The sequence below is a fragment of the Methylobacterium indicum genome, assembly GCF_001043895.1.
Lineage (GTDB): Bacteria > Pseudomonadota > Alphaproteobacteria > Rhizobiales > Beijerinckiaceae > Methylobacterium > Methylobacterium indicum.
The window spans coordinates 1-14742 of the sequence record NZ_JTHF01000128.1 but is presented as its reverse complement, the minus strand read 5'-3'; the positions used below and the strand labels follow the sequence as shown (position 1 = coordinate 14742).

The following is a 14742-nucleotide window of genomic DNA, read 5'->3' as shown; positions in this document are numbered from 1 at the left end:
GCGGTGCCCGCGTCAGGTCCGGACGGCGGAATCGTCGATGCCGAGCCCGACGAACCAGTCGGCGATCTGGGAGCCCGTCATGAAGATCGTGTCGGGCCGCGCCATCAGCATGTCGAGCGTGCGCTCGAAGTGGTTCATCCGGTGGGCGACGCCCTGCACGTGCGGGTGCAGCGGCAGGGTCAGCACGCGGGGCTGGTCGGCGAGCTCCCTCTCGAAGGTCGCGACGGCATCGACGACGCGGCGGTGCTGCTCGTCGGAGGAGTGCTTGTCGATCGCCCAGACGACCACGTCGTTGTACTCGAACGAGTACGGCATCGCGATCATCGGGCCGTGAATCGTGCGCATCCAGGTCGGCACGTCGTCCATCAGCCAGTCGCAGCAATACTCGATGCCGCGCTCCTTCAGGAGATCGGCCGTGTGGTCGGTCTGGCTCTGGCCCGGCCCGAGCCAGCCGCGGACCTTCTGGCCGGTGAAGCGCGCGATGCGAGCGAGGGTCTCGTCGATGATCGGCACCTCGTCCGGCTCGTTCTGGAGCGCACGCTGGGTGAGGCCGTGCCCCATGAATTCCCAGCCGGCCGCCAGGATCGCCTCGGCCGCACGGGGATAGACCTCGATCACGCTGGCATTGATGGCGGCGGTGGCCGGCAGGCCGCGCTCGCCGATCGCCCGCAGGAGCCGCGGCAGGCCGCAGCGCATGCCGTACTCGACCCAGTTGAAGTTCGGCACGTCCGGCGAGCGGTCCATCCCGTGCGGGCCGGGCAGGATCTTGCGCGGCATCGGCCGGTCGAACGGCCAGTGCTCGATATTGGCGACGATGTGGACGATCAGCGGCTTGCCGTCCGGCGGCGCGAGCCGCGGCATGTCGGTGGCGAGGCAGTAGGGGATGCGGGGGTTCGACACGGTCGGGAGGACTCTCACAGGCTGCCAGGGAGGAGGAGGTCGCGGATCCAGCGCGCCACGGCGCAGGCCTCGGCGTCGCGATCGCGAAAACCCGCGAGCTGGAGGCCGAGCGGCAGCCCGTCGGCGGCGAGAAGCGGCAGGGCGAAGGCGGGGCCCGCCACCATGGTCCAGGGCGTCGGGTAGCTGCGCGAGCCGGTATAGTCGTGGCCGACGATCGCCGGCCCGCTCGAGCACAGGGCGAGGAAGCCGTCGGCACGGTCACGCAGGGCCTCGACCTGCCGCCGCAACCCCTCGCGTGAGGCGAGGGCGGCGCGGTAGCCCTCCGGCATCATCCGGGCGGTGTGGTCGAGAAGCTCGTGGATGCGCTTGCCGACCCGGTCGAGCCCGTGCTCGGCGTAGGCCCGCAGCGGCCACTGCGCCTCCCAGGAGAAGATGTCGTAGGAATACTCGCTGCCCGCCACGATCTCCTGCTCCAGCGACTCGACCTCCGGGTCGCCGTGTCGGTCGATGATCGCGACGCCGGCGCGGGCGATCGCCGCGACGGCCTCCTCGAAGGCCGCGCGCGAGGTCGCGTCGGTCTCGCCCCAGCCGCGCATGTCGAGGCGCACGAGGGCACGGGGCTTACGCGCTTCGGGGACGTGCTCGGGTCCCTGCAGGCCGGGATGGGGCGGGGTGCCGCCGACGCGACGCGCGATCGCGATGGCGCTCGACCACACGTCCTCCAGGCTCGCCCCGATGAGGCCGAGATGGTCCTGGGTCGGCGAGAGCGGCGTCACGCCGCCCGTGTGGAGCGCGTCGTGGCTCGGCTTGAGCGCGTAGGCGCCGCAATAGCCGGCCGGGCGCAGGGTCGAGGCCTGGGTCTGCGTGCCGAGCGCCAGCGCCACCATGCCGGCGCCGACAGCGGCGGCCGAGCCACTCGACGAGCCGCCGGGCGTGCGCGTCGAGTCGTAGGGGTTGCGGGTCGGGCCGGAATTGCCGCAGGCGAACTCGGTCGTGACCGTCTTGCCGACGATCAAGGCGCCGGCCTGCCGCAGGGCCCACACCGCCGCCGCGTCGCGCCGCGCGTACCAGCCGGCATAGAGCGGGCTGTTCATCTGTGTCGGGAAATCAATCGTCTCGATCATGTCCTTCACGGCGAAGGGCATGCCGTCGACGAGCGAGAGCGGGCGCCCCGCGGCCCAGCGCGCCGTCGCGGCGTCGGCGAGGCGCCGCGCCGCCGCGGTGTCGCTCACCACGAAGGCCCGCACCGACGGCTCGCCCTGCTCCATCGCGTGGAGATGGCGCTCAAGGGCGTCGCGGGGAGTATCGCGGCCGGAGAGGAACGCCGCGGCGAGCGGCACGTAAGGCGCGGCGAGGGAGGCCCGCGGATCGTAGGCGATGCGGCGCGGCGGGATGTCGTCGGGAAGCGGCGCGACGGGCAGGAACGGCATGGCGGCCTCTCGTGACAGGCCCGGATGACGGCTCCGGCCGGAGCGATCCCGGCCGGGCGCCGGAGCGATCGCCGGAAACGTAGGCCGCCGGGCACCGGCGGGCGCAGTGGCCGCGCGGGCATAGCTGAAAGAGCGCGCCAGGCATGTCGGCGCCCTCCCCGCTCGCGAGAGGATCGCGGCACGAGACCGGTCGCGGCGCCCTTCCTGCATCAGGGCTCACGGCACAGGTCGCGCCCCGGTCTTCCGTCGCTTCGAGGAGCCCCATGCTCACCAGACGCCACCTCCTCGCCGCCGGCTCCGCCGCGCTCGCGGCGCCGGCGATCCTCCCGTCCGGGGCGCGGGCCGAGACGAAGTCGGTCAAGATCGCCACGATCCTCGCCGGCACGACGATCGCGAGCTTCCTCCTGCCCGACCGGCTGAAGGCGATGGGCTATGAGGCCGAGACGCTCGTCTTCCCAAGCATCACCCAGCGCATGCAGGCGGTGGCCTCCGGCGACGCGCAGATTGGCTACGGCGGCGTCAGCGCCGCGATCAGCCTGGGCGGGCGCGGCACGGCGCTGAGCATCCTGGCCAATGCCTGCGACGGCGGCTGGGCGCTGACCGCCCGGCCGGAGATCGCCGCACTCGCCGACCTCGCGGGCCGGAAGGTCGCGGCCCAGGCCGGCACGATCCAGCACCTGTCGCTGCAGTGGAAGCTGATCAAGGAGGGGCTCGCCGCCAAAACCGAGGTGGTCTTCATGAACCCGCAGGACATGCCGGCGGCCCTGCGCGGCGGCGACATCGACGCCATGATGGCGCCCGAGCCCTACGCCGCGTTCCCGGTCGTCAATGGATGGGGCAAGCCGCTCTGGAGCGGCTACGACACGCCGATGGGCCGCTGCAACCTGGCGCTGATGGCCGCGCCGGCCTTCGTCGAGGCCAATCCTGCCACCACGAAGGCGGTCCTCGACGCACACCGGGAGGTGACGGCCCAGCTCCAGAAGGATCCGTCGAGCGCCGCCGACGCGATCGTCAAGACGCTGAACCTGCCCCGGCCAGTGGCCCTGGCCTCGCTGCAGAACACCTTCTTCACCACCGAGACCGGGCCGGATTTCCGGCGCCAGGTCGAGGCTTTGGGCCAGATGATGCTCGAGGCGCGGATGACCGCGAAGCTGCCGGACTGGAACCGGCTCCTGCCGCGCTGATCCCCCCATGGCCCGCTCGCTTCGCCGCGCTCCCATCGGAATCCTGCCCCTCCTCGCGCTCCTCGCCGCCTGGGAGCTGGCCTCGCGAGCGGGCGTCTACTCGGCCGCGCTCTTCCCCTCGCCGCTGGAAGTCTGGAGCGTCTTCACCGACGAGGGACCGCTGCTCCTGCGCCACACCCTGGCGAGCCTCACCCGCGTCGTCGTCGGCGTGTCGCTGGCGGTCGTCACCGCCGTCCCGCTCGGCCTCCTGATCGGCCGCTACCGCACCCTCGAGCGCCTGCTCGACGGGACGGTGCAGATCTTCCGCTGTTTCCCGGCGATCGCCCTGATCCCGCTCGCCATCCTGTTCTTCGGCATCGGCGAGAAGCCGGCGATCATGCTGATCTGGTTCGCGGCGTTCTGGCCGCTCCTCATCAGCACGATCTTCGGCGTCAAGAGCGTCGAGCGCACGCTCCTGTCGGTCGCGCAGGTGGCACGCGCCTCCGACCGCCTGGTGCTGGTGGACATCCTGCTGCCGAACGCCCTGCCGTCGATCATCACCGGCCTGCGGCTCGCCGCCGGCACCGGCTGGCTCACCGTCGTCACCGCCGAGATGATGGCCGTGCGCTCCGGGCTCGGCTACATGATCCTCTACGCGCAGCAGATCTTCCGGCCCGACGAGATCGTCGCCGGCATCATCATCATCGGCGTCGTCGGCCTCGCCTTCGACCAGCTGATCCGGATCGCCCGCGATCGTCTCTGCCGCTGGCAGGAAGGCCTCGTCGCCGCACCATGAGCCTCATCGACGTCCGCCACCTCTCCAAGACCTACGCGCGCCGGGCCGAGACGGTCACGGCCCTCCGCGACGTCACCCTGACGGCCGAGCCCGGGGAGTTCCTCTGCCTCCTCGGCGTCTCGGGCTGCGGCAAATCCACCCTCCTGAAGATCCTGGCGGGGCTCGAGCCGCACAGCGAGGGCACCGTGCTGGTCGACGGCCGGCACCTCCAGGGACCGCATGCGGACGCCGCCGTGGTGTTCCAGGAGCACGGCCTGTTTCCCTGGATGACGACGCGGCGCAACGTCGAATTCAACCTCAAGGCCCGCGGCACCGGGGCGCGCGAGCGCCGCCGCGTGGCGGAGGCGATGATCGAGACTGTCGGCCTGTCGGGCTTCTCCGAGAAGTACCCGCACGAGCTCTCGGGCGGCATGCGCCAGCGCGTCGGCATCGCTCGGGCGCTCACCACGAATCCGAAGCTCCTGCTGATGGACGAGCCGTTCGGCGCCCTCGACGCGCAGACGCGCAGCGCCATGCAGGGCGAGCTCCTGCGCCTCTGGCAGGCGCGGCGCACGACGGTGCTGTTCGTCACCCACAGCGTCAGCGAGGCGATCGTGCTCGCCGACCGGGTCGTGGTGATGACGCCGCGGCCGGGCCGCATCCGCACGATCATTCCGGTCGACCTGCCGCGCCCGCGCGACACCACCGCGCCGGCCTTCAACGCGCTGGTGCGCCGGGCGCTCGCCGAGCTCCACGACGACCTCGCGGCGGCCGCCCAATAGCCTTGTCCCGAGCAGGACCTGCTTACAAAGACGCCGTTTCTGCTCGGCAGCCTGTCACAACTATGGGCATCGGCCGCCCAGTTCCCCCGGCTATGCTGCGGAGGACTGACGGAGTGGAGAACCCATGGATTTCCGCAGGCTCCGGTATTTCCACGCGGTCGCGAAGGCCGGCAGCTTCTCGCGCGCCGCCACCGAGATCGACATCGCGCAGCCGGCGCTCAGCCGCCAGATCAAGCAGCTCGAGGACGAGCTCGGCGCGCTGCTGTTCTACCGCGACGGGCGCGGCGTGCACCTGACGCCGGCGGGCGAGCTGCTGATCGCCTTCGCGGATTCGATGATCGACGGCAGCGCCCGGGTGGCGCGGGAGATCCGCGCCCTCGGCGGCGCCCCGCAGGCCTCGCTGTCGCTCGGGGTGCTGCCCTCGCTCAGCACGGCCCTGCTGGAGCCCCTGGTGGTGCGCCTGCACGAGCGTCATCCGGGCATCCGCCTGAACGTCCGCGAGGCGATGAGCGGCACGATGATGAACCTCCTGCAGGACGGCAAGGTCGACATCGCAGTCGTCTACGAGGGCCGGATGCCGAGTTCGATCGTGGCCGAGCACCTGCTCGCCGACGCGGTCTGCCTGGTGCGCCGACCGCGACAGGATGGGATCGCGTCGGTCTCGGGTGCGATGCTGGAGCGCCTGCCGCTCGTCATGCCGTGCCGCAATCACGGCATCCGGCAGCTCGCCGAGACGCAGCTCACCGCCCGCAACCTGCGCCTCGACGTCCGCTTCGAGATCGACTCGGTCCCGACGATGAAGCGCCTCGTCGCCACGACCGATCTCGCGACGCTCCTCACCTACGGCGCCGTGGCCGAGGAGGTCCGCGCCGGCGAGCTCGAGGCGCTGCCCCTCGTCGAGCCGGCGCTCGAGCGCCGGCTCGCGCTCGCCACCGCCGGCGTGCGGATCGACGCGGCCAACCGCATCGTCGTGCGGGCGGTCCAGTCGGTCGTGCACGAGATCGCTCAGAGCCAGCACTGGACGGCGCCGGCGCGCTTCGCCCGCGCGTTCTGATGAGCGGAACGCCGACCCCTCCCGGTCATGCCGGGCTTCGCTGCATGACCCCAGGATCGCGGAACGCGACAGCACCCATTCCGCCGGAAACCACGTCGGACCATGGCTCGCGACGCTCCCCTTTCCCGGACGACTGAAACGAAGTGGAAGGAGATCCGGGATCCAGCAATAAAACTTCGCGAAGCGTCCGTTCGTCTGCAACGTTGCAGCATAGGGAGCCGCTTCGCGGCACTTCTCCCGCTGGATCCCGGATCTCCCTCCGCTTCGCTGCACTCGTCCGCGAAAGGGGGGAGTGGCTTACGATTCTACCGCCCGCGTGCTCGACCTTTGGCCGCTGTCGCGCACCATGCCCTGGAAAGTCATAGCGGCGGGAAGGTCCCGCCGTGCATGGGCGTCCGCACCCGGGAGCGGCGATCACTTCCCCAGCGCCACCGCCGCCGGCCTGACCTCCCGCATCAGCTCCGGCATGACCATCTCGGCCGGCTGCACGGGCTTGGTCAGCTTACCGGCGCCCTTGAGGTGGTCGATCGCGACCGCGATGTTAGCGAGCGTGCCGCCCGACAGGTTCATCGTGTAGTCGACCTTCGGCATCAGCTCGCCGACGAGCGCGGGCGGCTGCTTGAGGAACTTCGCCACCATCGCGACGGAGCCCGCCGGATCGGCCTTGATGCGGTCCGCCGCCTCGACCAGCGAGGCCACGAAGCGGCGCGAGGCGTCCGGGTTCTTGGTCGCCCAGCCGCGGTTCATGTAGACGAAGTTGCGAACGTTGATGATGCCCTCGTTCGCCAGCAGGATCTTCGCGCCCTTAATGGCGCCGGTCGCGCGCGTCGGCCAGGGCTCCCACACCGCGAAGGCGTCGATGTTGCCGCGCTCGAGTGCGGCCACCATCTCGGGTGCCTCGACGTTGACGATGCGGTAGTCGGCCGGGTCGAGCCCCTTCGCCTTGATCACCGCGAGCCAGAAGGTCTCGCTACCGGTGCCCCGGGCGACGCCGATCTTCTTGCCCTTCAGCGCCGGGAGATCCGGAACCTCGGCGGAGCCGACGATCGACATCCAGCGCTTCAGCTCGGTTCCGTCCGCCACCACCACGACGTTGTCGTCGACCGCATGGGCCGAGACGCCGGCCTGCTCGGCCCCGTAGGCGGCGTTGATCTGGTTGCCGATCAGGAAGGCGACCATGGCTGATCCCGACGGGCCGGTATTGACCTGCACGTCGAGCCCGTTGCGGCTGAAAATGCCGGCCTCCTTCGCCACGTAGAACGGCGCGAAGGACGGGTCGACGCCAGTCGCGATCGTCATCTTGGCGGGGGCCTGGGCGAGGGCCGCGCCCGCCGCGAGCATGGCCGGGGCGACCAGCATCGACGTGACGACGGCCCGGCGGATCAGTCTCTTCATGGCTCGTCCCCTACATCACCGGTGAGAAGCGCCGGGCGAAGCGCAGGATGGCCCAGCGGAACAGGCGGTCGGCCGCGCAGCCGAGGAAGCCGAGGCAGATCAGCGCGACGAAGATGTCGTCGACCAGCATGAACAGCCGGGCGTCCCAGAGCATCTTGCCGAGGCCGTCATTGGCGGCGACGAGCTCGGCCGCGACGATCGTCGTGAAGGAATTCGCCATCGCGATCCGCATCCCCGTCAGCACGTAGGGGGTGGCGGCCGGCAGGAGCACGTGGCGGAAGAGCTGCGGCCGCGTCGCGCCGAGGCAGAGCGCCGCCCGCACCTTGTTGCGGTTGATGCTCGCCACCCCCGCCGCCGTGTTGATGATGACGATGAACACGGTGGTGTAGGCGATGAGGAAGATCTTCGAGCTCTCGCCGATGCCGAACCAGATCACCGCGACCGTGATCAGCGCCGTCGCCGGGATGAAGCGCAGGAACTCGGTATAGGGCTCGAGGATGCGCCGGGCCGGCGCCACCGCGCCGAGGACGAAGCCGATCACCACGCCGCAGGCGGAGCCGATCGCGAAGCCGGCGAGGATCCGGCCGAGGCTGACCGAGACGTTGTCGAGGAGCGAGCCGTCGCGGGCGAGCTCGATTCCCCGGGCCAAGACGCGCAGGGGCGGCGGGAACAGGGCCGAGCCGACGAGGTAGACGGACGCGACGTGCCAGAGCGCGAACAGGCTGGCGAAGCCCGCGAGGGTGGCGGCGGCGCCCGTGAGGGTGCTCCTCCAGGCGGAGACGGAGGCGGGCGCCGTGCGCAAGGCCAGGGTCGCCATCAGTGCGCCTGCCGCGCGGCGAGGCTGACCTCGTCGCTCAGGAGCGCGTGGACCTGGCGGTAGACGGTCATGAAGCGCTCGCTCGTGCGCACGCGGTCCTCCGGCGCGAGATCGACGTCGATGACCGCCTTGAGGGTGGAGGCGGGGCCGGCCCGCATCACGCCGATGCGGGTCGCGAGGGTCACGGCCTCATCGATGTCGTGGGTGATGAACAGCACGCAGTTGCGCGTCGCCTGCCAGATGCGCAGGAGCTCTGCCTGGAGCGTGGTGCGGGTCTGCGCGTCGAGGGCGCCGAAGGGCTCGTCCATCAGCAGGATGTCCGGATCGTTGGCGAGCGCGCGGGCGATCTGGATGCGCTGCTGCATGCCGCCCGAGAGCTCGCTCGGGTACTTGCCGCCCTGCTGGGCGAGCCCGACGAGCGACAGGTAGTGGTTCGCCCGTGCGCGGCGCTCCGCCGCCGGCAGGCCGCTGAGCCGCGGACCCAGCGCGATGTTCTCGAGCGCGGTGAGCCAGTCGTAGAGGGAGTCGTTGCCCTGGAAGACGACGCCGCGGTCCCGGCCCGGGCCGCGCACCGGCCGGCCCCCCACGGTCATGGTGCCGCCGGACGGGTGCTCGAACCCCGCCAGCATGTTGAGCACCGTGGTCTTGCCGCAGCCGCTGGTGCCGAGGAGGCAGAAGAATTCGCCCGCCGCGAGATCGAGGTCGAAGCCGCGGATCGCCGTGTAGGGCCGCCCGCTGCGGCTCGCATACGTCTTCTCGACGTTGCGGAACGCCACGAGGCTCATGCCGCGTCTCCCGAATAGTACTGGACCTCGAGGAACACGCAGCCGGCCTCCGACCGGAACGGGCCGTGCGGCGTGCCGGGCGGTCGGCAGGCGTAGCTCGCCGGCCCGAACGTCTCCATGGCGCTCCCGTCCTCGCCGACGCCGATCGTGAGGCGGCCGTCGAGGATGTAGACCTCCTCCCAGTAGTCGTGGACGAAGCGGGCCGGGACCGTCTGGCCCGGCGGGAATCGGATGAGCCGGGTGCGGCAGCCGACCTTGGCGTCCTCGTCGAGCCAGTTCGATAGCATCTTCTGCTGCAGGCCGGGGGCGCCGCCCGGCACGGGTTCCCAGCCCGCGTCGAGGCCGACGGCATGGAGGTCCCGGCGAAGGTCAGGCTGCATGATCGATCCGTCCGTCGTTGGAGGTGGAGGCGTTGGCCCGGAGGGTCCGTCCGAAGGCACGGACCGGCAGGCCTTGCGGCAGCGCGGTCGCCGCCGCGACGGCTCGCCCGGCCGCTTTCGGCGTGAGCGCCCCCGAGAGCAGGCTCGTCGCCTTGGCGCGGATCTCCTCGGCGCTCATCGGGTTCTCCGGGTCGCCCTTGGCGCTCTCGACAGCGGCCGCGAGGGCGGTACCGTCGGTCCGGGTGATCGTGAGCGCGGCACTGAACCGCCCCGGATAGCGCCCGGTCCGCTCCGGATCCTCGGCGACCGCCACGCGGCGGCGCAGTGCACTGAGCCGCGGGCAGGCCAGCGCCTCCGGCGCGCTATGGGCCAGCGTCACCGGTCCGTCGAGGAGGGCCGCCGCCACGCCATGCTGCAGGCTGAAGCGGGCCTCGTGCGGCGTCGTCGGGTCAGGCCGGTCGGCGAAGGCGAGGGCGTCGCGGTAGGTCGACACCGTGACCGCCGCGATCTCCTCCGGGTTCACCCGGTCGCGCAAGGCCAGCGCCGCCTCGATCGCCGGATGGACGTGCCGGCAGGCCGGCCAGGGCTTGAACGAGACCTCGTGGATCAGCCAGGGCCCGGCCGGCGCCGTGACGGCCTTGGGTAGCGGCGCCGGGCAGGTGGCCGCGAAGAAGCCGAGCGCGCCCTCCAGGATCCGTCGCGGCCCCCGGGCCCCTGCCCCGGCGTAGCGCGCCGCCATGACGCCGGCCTGGGCCGCGTGGGCGGTGGCGAGCTGCTTCGACTCGGTCGGCTCCTCGCGGCACTGCCACAGGCCGGAGGCCATCATCCCGGCATGTCCGAGGGCGTCGACGATCCGCTCCGGCGCGAGGCGCAAAAGCCGGGCGACCGCCGCGGCCGTGCCGAAGGTGCCGCAGGTCGCGGTGGTGTACCAGAGCCGGTAATGGCCGGTGCCGGCGGCGAGCCCGAGCCGGATCGCCACCTCGTAGCCGGTGATCACCGCGTCGAGGAGGTCCTCGCCCGGGAGGTCGGCCGCCTCGGCGACCGCGAGGCAGGCCGGGACGACCGTGTCGCCCGGATGCACGATCGCCCCGCGATGCACGTCGTCCATCTCGAGCACGTTGCCGAGACCGGCATTGACCAGGATCGCCGCCGTCGCGTCGACGCTGCCTCCCGCCACGAGCGAGCAGGGTCCCCCTCGCCCTCCCTCCGCCAGCGCCGGCAGGAAGGCCGCGACGGGCTCGCGCGCCCCGGCCGCCGCGCAGGCTGCCCAGTCGAGCACGTGTAGGCTCGCACGCTCGCGGTCTGCCGCTGCGATCGGCCGCGACAGGCTCGCGACGAGGTGCTCCGTCAGGCTTCCGGCCATGGTCGCTCGCGCCGCTCGATGATTTCGTACCCTTAGTCAGCGACACATTGCCGGATCAGACAAGATCTCGGACGCCGCCGAAACTAGAACAGCAGATATCCCAAATCGCTATAGGGCCCGGGCGGCGGCGGCGGGCTATGGACGCCGCACGCGGAACGCCGGGCGAGCGCGCGACCTGTCTGCATCATCGCCGGAGCGCTGCGGGGACCGCCGAATGCCGGAGACCACCATGCGGATGCCTGCCGGGGCCTCGCGCGCCGCCGCCACCTTCGCCATCGGGATCGCGGGGGGGGCGCTGTTCCACCTCGCCGGTGTCCCGCTCGCCTGGATGCTGGGGGCGCTGGTGGCCGTGGCCTCGGCTGGCCTCGCCTGGTATCCGACCGGCGTGCCGCCGCAGAGCCGCCAGTTCGGCCAGATCATCGCCGGCACCGCGCTCGGCCTCGCCTTCACGCCGGCCTTCGTCGCCCAGGTGGTGCACAGCCTCGGCCTGATGGCAGCCGCGGCTCTCCTGTCGATCGGTGCCGGGATCGGCGTCTCGGTCGTCGTCGCCCGGATCGCCGGCATCGACCGGACGACGGCCTACTTCGCCAGCCTGCCGGGCGGCGTCGCCGAGATGGCGGTGCTCGCCGACCGCTTCGGCGGCGACACGGCGCTCGTCGCGCTGTCGCAATCCTTCCGGATCGTCGTCGTCGTGCTGACGGTCCCGGTGGCGATCTCCTGGCTCGGCCGGCCCGGCGCCTTCGACGCCGCGCTCCATCCAGGCGACGGCAGCCTGCCCGTGCTCTGCGCCATGCTGACGGCCGGCTGCGCGCTGGCCTACGCCCTCGGCCGCCTCGGGGTCACGAACAACTGGCTCCTCGGAGGCCTGCTGATCGGGGCCGGTGCGGCGTTCTGCGAGGTGCCGCGGGCCGGGGTGCCGGCCCCGGCCCTGGTGCTGAGCCAGCTCCTGATCGGCTGCGCCCTCGGCACCCGCATCACCCGCAAGTCTGTCTCCATGGCGCGGCGATTCCTGCCGGTGGCGATCGGCGGCACGCTCACCCTGCTCGTCTGGACACTCTTCCTGTCAATCGCCCTGAGCCAGGTGTCGCCGATCGGCTTCGAGGCCCTGGTGCTTGGCACCGCGCCGGGCGGCGCGGCGGAGACCGGCCTCACGGCGCGCGCGCTGCACCTCAATATCGGCGACGTCACCGCCTTCCACCTCGTGCGGATCCTCTTCATCGTGCTCCTGAGCGCACCGCTCTACCAGCTCGCCGTCCGGCGCGGACGGGATCGCCGCCGGTGATGCGCGGAAGCGACGGTCGGTGCGGGGGCGCCTCCCGTCCGGGTGGTGCCGCGCCAGCATCGACCGGGCCTCATGCCATGAACCGACCTCGAGTCAGCGGGCACCGAACGCCGCTCCCGAGCCCATGCGGTCCCGCATTGCAAGCGGTTCGACTGTCCCCGCCACGATCCGCAATTCGCATGCCGCTTGTTCGGCTTCGCGCCATCAGCGGACCTTCATGGTCAGCCCCCATCGGAGTGGTCCGCCCTGAAGTATGGCTTTGAGCCGACGGAGGACGGACGCGATGGGAACGAAGAAGCACAAGCCGGAAGAGGTCGTGGCCAAGCTGCGGCAGGTGGACGTGCTGGTCTCGCAGGGGCAGAGCGTGGCTGACGCGATCCGGGGTATCGGCGTGACCGAGGTCACGTATCACCGCTGGCGCAAGGAGTTCGGGGGGCTGAAGTCCGACCAGGTGCGCCGGATGAAGGAACTGGAGACCGAGAACCAGCGGCTGCGCAAGGCAATCGCGGATCTCACGCTCGACAAGCTGATCCTGCAGGAGGCCGCCCGGGGAAACTTCTGAGCCCCGCGCGCCGGCGCGCCTGCATCGAGCATGTCCGGACCGTGCTGACGGTCTCCGAGCGGCGCGCCTGTCGCGCCCTCGGGCAGCATCGCTCGACGCAGCGCAAGGTGCCGCGGGGGAGAGACGACGAGGCGGCGCTGCTGGCCGACCTGGTCGAGTTGGCGCGCCGGTATGGCCGCTACGGCTATCGCAAGATCGCTGCCCTGCTGCGGGCGGCGGGCTGGCTGGTCAACGACAAGCGGGTGGAGCGGCTTTGGCGGCAGGAGGGGCTGAAGGTGCCGGCCCGTCGGCCCAAGAAGGGCCGGTTGTGGGACGGGGACGGCTCCTGTGTCCGGCTGCGGCCCGAGCACCGCGATCATGTCTGGTCCGACGACTTCGTCGAGGCGTGCACGCATGACGGGCACAAGGTCCGCCTGCTGAACGTCATCGACGAGTTTACCCGCGAGTGCCTGACAATTCGGGTAGCGCGCAAGCTCAAGGCACCGGATGTGATCGATGTGCTCTCGGACTTGTTCATCCTGCGTGGCGTACCTGCGCACATTCGCTCTGACAATGGACCGGAGTTCGTCGCCCAATCTGTGCAGAAGTGGATCGCCGCCGTGGGCGCAAAGACAGCCTACATCACGCCAGGCTCACCGTGGGAGAACGGCTACATCGAGAGCTTCAACGCGAGGCTACGGGATGATTTGCTGAACGGGGAGATCTTCTACTCTCTGCGGGAGGCACAGATCCTGATCGAGAGCTGGAGGAGACACTACAACGGGGTTCGGCCGCACGCCTCGCTCGGCTACCGCCCGCCGGCCCCGGAGGTGTTCGTGCCAGCTTTAACCGCTTGGCCGGCTGCGCTCACCCGACCGGCTCCGCCGGCCAAGCTACCCGTGGAGCAAAGGCCGACCCTGCACTAACTTTGAAGCCGGACCACCCCGTGGGGGCTGATCAAAATTTGCCGTTCCGCCTCGGCGTGCTCCTCAGCTGTCGGAAGCGGCTTCGGCGAGGCGAGCGGAAAGCCCTCGACCTCATAGAGCACGATCCCGTCCCGAGCGATGTCCACGAAGAAAGGGCGGCCATAGGCGAGCTTGTCGTTCAGGTCGTGGATCGAATGGACGATGACGCTGACCTGCGTCCTGAGGCGGCGCGTCACGGTCAGCTCGCGCAGCCACCGCTCTTCGGCCCGTTCCCAGAAATCGTGCGGATCGGTGAACCGCTCGGTCTCGACCACGACGAGCAGGTCGTAATCCGAGTGGTGGCCGGTCTTGTGGTCATCGACCCAATCGCCGCGGGCATGCGAGCCGAACAGGATCAGCTTGAGGATGCGCCCACCCTTATATCTGTCGGAGAGCTTGCCTTTCTTGGCAGCCTCGAATTCCTCGAACAGGATCCGAGCCGCGTCCTGAAGCTCGCGGCGCTTGCGTTCGGGCAGATGGTCGAGACGGTCCGACAGCGTCATGGTTCCTCGCATAGGCGGGGCGCGCGCGGACGCCAAGAGAACAGGGCCGGCGCATCGTCGGGGGTGCGCTGATCCAGGCTAGCGGTGACCCCGATCGTACCGCCGGCCAACCTGCCAGCAGGACCCAACATCGCCATGATATCAATATCATAGCAATGTTCTGTCACCGGGTCCGATCGATCCGGCCCTGCGCAGCGGTGAAGAGCGGGCGGATCGCGGCCCGGATCTGGTTCATGAACCCGGGACCGAACGAGCCTCGTGCGGTCTGGTTCGGGTCGAAGTGGAAGGATCGCTCGGCGACGTCGTAGTTGTACTCGCTGACCGTGATCCAGCCGCGCTTGAGCGTCGACAGGCCGGCCCGGCGCAGCTCAAGCACCGGGATTTCGAGAGCGACCTGCTCCTCGCCCGGTGGGGTTCCCGAGATGGCCAGCAGGACGAGGTGGGTCAGCCCCTGAGCCTGATCTGGGATGGTGATGGCGAGGCAGGTCGGGCGGTCCTTGGGCGCGTTGAAGCGGCCCTCTTCGCGCTGCCATCGCCACAGGTAGGGGTAGGTGATGACCGAGCCCGACGGGAAGGGGTTCGCCATCCTAGTGCACTGACTCATTCG

15 protein-coding genes are annotated in these 14742 nt (G+C 70.6%); 6 read left to right on the top strand and 9 right to left on the bottom strand.

The genetic code is table 11. The features are described 5' to 3' along the window. Nucleotides 1-12: 12 nt before the first annotated feature. Nucleotides 13-900 (bottom strand): polysaccharide deacetylase family protein, encoded by an 888-nt coding sequence (locus QR78_RS16035; protein WP_048428546.1) that lies wholly within the window; start codon nucleotides 898-900, stop codon nucleotides 13-15. Between the two features lie 14 nt (nucleotides 901-914). Next, a complete protein-coding gene (locus tag QR78_RS16030; RefSeq protein WP_053220951.1) occupies nucleotides 915-2330 on the bottom strand; it encodes an amidase family protein in 1416 nt (471 codons plus the stop codon). A 263-nt stretch (nucleotides 2331-2593) separates the two neighbouring features. On the opposite strand from QR78_RS16030, the gene QR78_RS16025 reads away from it, so the two are divergent. The 4 genes from QR78_RS16025 (at nucleotide 2594) to QR78_RS16010 (ending at nucleotide 6104) form a co-directional block, all read left to right on the top strand. After that, on the top strand, nucleotides 2594-3514 hold the full coding sequence (locus QR78_RS16025) for an ABC transporter substrate-binding protein (protein WP_048428545.1): 921 nt from the start codon (nucleotides 2594-2596) through the stop codon (nucleotides 3512-3514). Between the two features lie 7 nt (nucleotides 3515-3521). After that, complete coding sequence (locus QR78_RS16020) at nucleotides 3522-4289, top strand: ABC transporter permease (RefSeq protein ID WP_048428544.1); 768 nt, start codon at nucleotides 3522-3524, stop codon at nucleotides 4287-4289. Beyond that, entirely contained in the window at nucleotides 4286-5050 is a 765-nt protein-coding gene (locus QR78_RS16015; protein ID WP_048428543.1) for an ABC transporter ATP-binding protein, read from the top strand. The genes QR78_RS16020 and QR78_RS16015 overlap by 4 nt, the downstream gene beginning before the upstream one ends. 124 nt (nucleotides 5051-5174) lie before the next feature. Beyond that, nucleotides 5175-6104, top strand: coding sequence for a LysR family transcriptional regulator (locus QR78_RS16010; protein ID WP_048428542.1), 930 nt, complete (start codon nucleotides 5175-5177; stop codon nucleotides 6102-6104). A gap of 414 nt (nucleotides 6105-6518) precedes the next feature. Here QR78_RS16010 and QR78_RS16005 read toward each other — a convergent pair whose 3' ends face one another. Genes QR78_RS16005 through QR78_RS15985 form a run of 5 tightly spaced genes read right to left on the bottom strand, consistent with a single transcriptional unit; the run spans nucleotide 6519 to nucleotide 10844 of the window. Further along, a complete protein-coding gene (locus QR78_RS16005; protein WP_048428541.1) occupies nucleotides 6519-7499 on the bottom strand; it encodes an ABC transporter substrate-binding protein in 981 nt (326 codons plus the stop codon). A 10-nt stretch (nucleotides 7500-7509) separates the two neighbouring features. Next, complete coding sequence (locus QR78_RS16000; protein WP_053220950.1) at nucleotides 7510-8316, bottom strand: ABC transporter permease; 807 nt, start codon at nucleotides 8314-8316, stop codon at nucleotides 7510-7512. Continuing rightward, nucleotides 8316-9101, bottom strand: a complete 786-nt coding sequence (locus QR78_RS15995) for an ABC transporter ATP-binding protein (RefSeq protein ID WP_048428540.1) — start codon at nucleotides 9099-9101, stop codon at nucleotides 8316-8318. The genes QR78_RS16000 and QR78_RS15995 overlap by 1 nt, the downstream gene beginning before the upstream one ends. Next, nucleotides 9098-9481 carry a cupin domain-containing protein gene (locus QR78_RS15990; RefSeq protein WP_048428539.1) on the bottom strand — a complete coding sequence of 128 codons (384 nt, stop codon included), beginning with the start codon at nucleotides 9479-9481 and terminating at the stop codon, nucleotides 9098-9100. Before QR78_RS15990 ends, QR78_RS15995 begins: the two co-directional genes overlap by 4 nt. Continuing rightward, complete coding sequence (locus QR78_RS15985; protein WP_048428538.1) at nucleotides 9471-10844, bottom strand: MmgE/PrpD family protein; 1374 nt, start codon at nucleotides 10842-10844, stop codon at nucleotides 9471-9473. Before QR78_RS15985 ends, QR78_RS15990 begins: the two co-directional genes overlap by 11 nt. Before the next feature lie 214 nt (nucleotides 10845-11058). Here QR78_RS15985 and QR78_RS15980 point away from each other — a divergent pair, with 214 nt between their 5' ends. Continuing rightward, complete coding sequence (locus tag QR78_RS15980) at nucleotides 11059-12126, top strand: AbrB family transcriptional regulator (RefSeq protein ID WP_048428537.1); 1068 nt, start codon at nucleotides 11059-11061, stop codon at nucleotides 12124-12126. Between the two features lie 283 nt (nucleotides 12127-12409). Beyond that, a protein-coding gene (locus QR78_RS15970; protein WP_089504112.1) for an IS3 family transposase occupies nucleotides 12410-13593 on the top strand; the annotation gives its coding sequence in 2 pieces (ribosomal slippage) (nucleotides 12410-12674 and nucleotides 12674-13593; 1185 coding nt in all). Here QR78_RS15970 and QR78_RS15965 read toward each other — a convergent pair. Further along, nucleotides 13590-14135 carry a nucleotidyltransferase domain-containing protein gene (locus QR78_RS15965; RefSeq protein ID WP_053220949.1) on the bottom strand — a complete coding sequence of 182 codons (546 nt, stop codon included), beginning with the start codon at nucleotides 14133-14135 and terminating at the stop codon, nucleotides 13590-13592. The two genes, QR78_RS15970 and QR78_RS15965, sit on opposite strands and share 4 nt — an antisense overlap. Before the next feature lie 163 nt (nucleotides 14136-14298). Further along, nucleotides 14299-14721 carry a hypothetical protein gene (locus QR78_RS15960; RefSeq protein ID WP_053220948.1) on the bottom strand — a complete coding sequence of 141 codons (423 nt, stop codon included), beginning with the start codon at nucleotides 14719-14721 and terminating at the stop codon, nucleotides 14299-14301. Between the last annotated feature and the right edge of the window lie 21 nt (nucleotides 14722-14742).

Coding starts and splice junctions, on each gene's coding strand:
- QR78_RS16030 (WP_053220951.1), bottom strand. CDS start 2,330: ATGCCGTTCCTGCCCGTCGCGCCGCTTCCCGACGACATCCCGCCGCGC.
- QR78_RS16025 (WP_048428545.1), top strand. CDS start 2,594: ATGCTCACCAGACGCCACCTCCTCGCCGCCGGCTCCGCCGCGCTCGCG.
- QR78_RS16020 (WP_048428544.1), top strand. CDS start 3,522: ATGGCCCGCTCGCTTCGCCGCGCTCCCATCGGAATCCTGCCCCTCCTC.
- QR78_RS16015 (WP_048428543.1), top strand. CDS start 4,286: ATGAGCCTCATCGACGTCCGCCACCTCTCCAAGACCTACGCGCGCCGG.
- QR78_RS16010 (WP_048428542.1), top strand. CDS start 5,175: ATGGATTTCCGCAGGCTCCGGTATTTCCACGCGGTCGCGAAGGCCGGC.
- QR78_RS16005 (WP_048428541.1), bottom strand. CDS start 7,499: ATGAAGAGACTGATCCGCCGGGCCGTCGTCACGTCGATGCTGGTCGCC.
- QR78_RS16000 (WP_053220950.1), bottom strand. CDS start 8,316: ATGGCGACCCTGGCCTTGCGCACGGCGCCCGCCTCCGTCTCCGCCTGG.
- QR78_RS15995 (WP_048428540.1), bottom strand. CDS start 9,101: ATGAGCCTCGTGGCGTTCCGCAACGTCGAGAAGACGTATGCGAGCCGC.
- QR78_RS15990 (WP_048428539.1), bottom strand. CDS start 9,481: ATGCAGCCTGACCTTCGCCGGGACCTCCATGCCGTCGGCCTCGACGCG.
- QR78_RS15985 (WP_048428538.1), bottom strand. CDS start 10,844: ATGGCCGGAAGCCTGACGGAGCACCTCGTCGCGAGCCTGTCGCGGCCG.
- QR78_RS15980 (WP_048428537.1), top strand. CDS start 11,059: ATGCCGGAGACCACCATGCGGATGCCTGCCGGGGCCTCGCGCGCCGCC.
- QR78_RS15965 (WP_053220949.1), bottom strand. CDS start 14,135: ATGACGCTGTCGGACCGTCTCGACCATCTGCCCGAACGCAAGCGCCGC.
- QR78_RS15960 (WP_053220948.1), bottom strand. CDS start 14,721: ATGGCGAACCCCTTCCCGTCGGGCTCGGTCATCACCTACCCCTACCTG.